The organism is Pumilibacter intestinalis (assembly GCF_943193005.1).
GTDB classification, from domain to species: Bacteria; Bacillota; Clostridia; order Christensenellales; family Pumilibacteraceae; genus Pumilibacter; species Pumilibacter intestinalis.
The window spans coordinates 1-1,454 of the sequence record NZ_CALPCH010000046.1 but is presented as its reverse complement, the minus strand read 5'-3'; the positions used below and the strand labels follow the sequence as shown (position 1 = coordinate 1,454).

Annotated in this window: 1 protein-coding gene; it reads left to right on the top strand. The window is 41.3% G+C overall.

Features of this window, described 5'->3' with window-relative positions:
* The first annotated feature begins 95 nt into the window (after nt 1-95).
* Nucleotides 96-1,358: a rep family protein gene (locus tag NFR55_RS10450; protein WP_251548855.1), complete on the top strand. Its 1,263-nt coding sequence runs from the start codon at nt 96-98 to the stop codon at nt 1,356-1,358.
* Nucleotides 1,359-1,454 lie beyond the last annotated feature (96 nt).

The following is a 1,454-nucleotide window of genomic DNA, read 5'->3' as shown; positions in this document are numbered from 1 at the left end:
CCCCCCCCCCCCCCCCCCCCCCCCCCCCCCCCCGTCCCCCGACCTCGATATTATAGAACTAACTCGCCACGCGAGCATATAAAACGGAGGCAACAATGGGCTTTTATAAGTTTCGAGAAGCGGTTAAAAAGTGTGTATCGCATGCACAGCTCAGAGAGCAAAATTTACGAGTTAAAGAATTACGCGCCAAACTTGCTGAAACGAATGCGCTCAAAAAGTCCGACCGAATTGCCGCTTTGCAAAATCCCGTACATGAAATACCGGATACTGTTCAAGTTACCGAAGCATATCTTGACGACATACAGCGCAGATTATATTTCAACGATGACTTTGCCGACTATTACATAAGGCTCGGGGACGAAACAAACTTACAAAAGCATTATAATACTGCCGACAGTATAAGAAATTGTTCAAAGCATTGGTTTGGCGATTGGTATGCGCTTCGCCGTGTGTTTGACCGCAAATCGCTTTCGCTTTGTCATAACATGTTTTGCTCCAACTGCAATCATTTGCGGCAGGCTTCGCGAATAAAGCGATTAACTCCTGTTTTGGAAAATTATCAAAAAACGCATGATTTATATCATTGCGTTATAACTGTTCCGAACTGTTCGGGCAATAAGCTCGATATAACATTGGATAATTTCTTTACTTTGGCTCGGCAAGTCACTCGCTATTTACGCGGGGACGCCAAGATTGCCGGTATAGACTTTTTGCAATTGGGCTACATAGGCGGAATACGTTGTTTGGAAATCGTGGTAAACGAAAAGACCTATCACCCTCACTTTCATTTCGTATTTATACTTAAAAAGGGGCTTAATTTGATTAAAAGGCATATAAATAAGTTTTCGTATAATCGTAATCAGCCGAACCTCCCGCCCCGCAAATTTTCGGATTTTGAAATTCTCTTGCAAAAAATAGCGTATTTGGCATACAACAATCAAAAAGTAAATCTTGCTTCCATAAATTCCGTAAAGCTCGGTTACAGTTGCATGTTGGATATGATAGAAGGCGACGAATGGCACGAAGTTCTCAAATACGTTACTAAACTTACAAAATACACTATGTGCGCCCTCGATTACACGCAGTTCAAAACATTGTATTTTGCTCTTTACAAAAAACATAGAGCTTATCAATGCCTCGGAGTTCTTTCTCGGCTCGGCAAAGACGACTCCATAGACTCCGAGGTTGCCGAAGAATACAGGCGCATAATAGCCGAGCTTCAACTATATGAAAACCCTGTTTCCTCGCATTATGAATTAGACAGTCTTATTTCAAATGTAAAAAATGGGAATATGCGCATAATCAGCAAATACATAATACAACAACTTCTCAATAAAGATGCCGAAAGGAACGCATAACAAATGAAAAAGATACTTCTCGACTTTGCTTTGGAAAGATTTCGTTCCGAACTTATCTTAAAAGGCAGACAGGCGGACACAATAGAGTATTATAAC

Excerpts from the sequence above, each read along its gene's own strand:
- NFR55_RS10450 (WP_251548855.1), top strand. The coding sequence starts at position 96 with ATGGGCTTTTATAAGTTTCGAGAAGCGGTTAAAAAGTGTGTATCGCAT.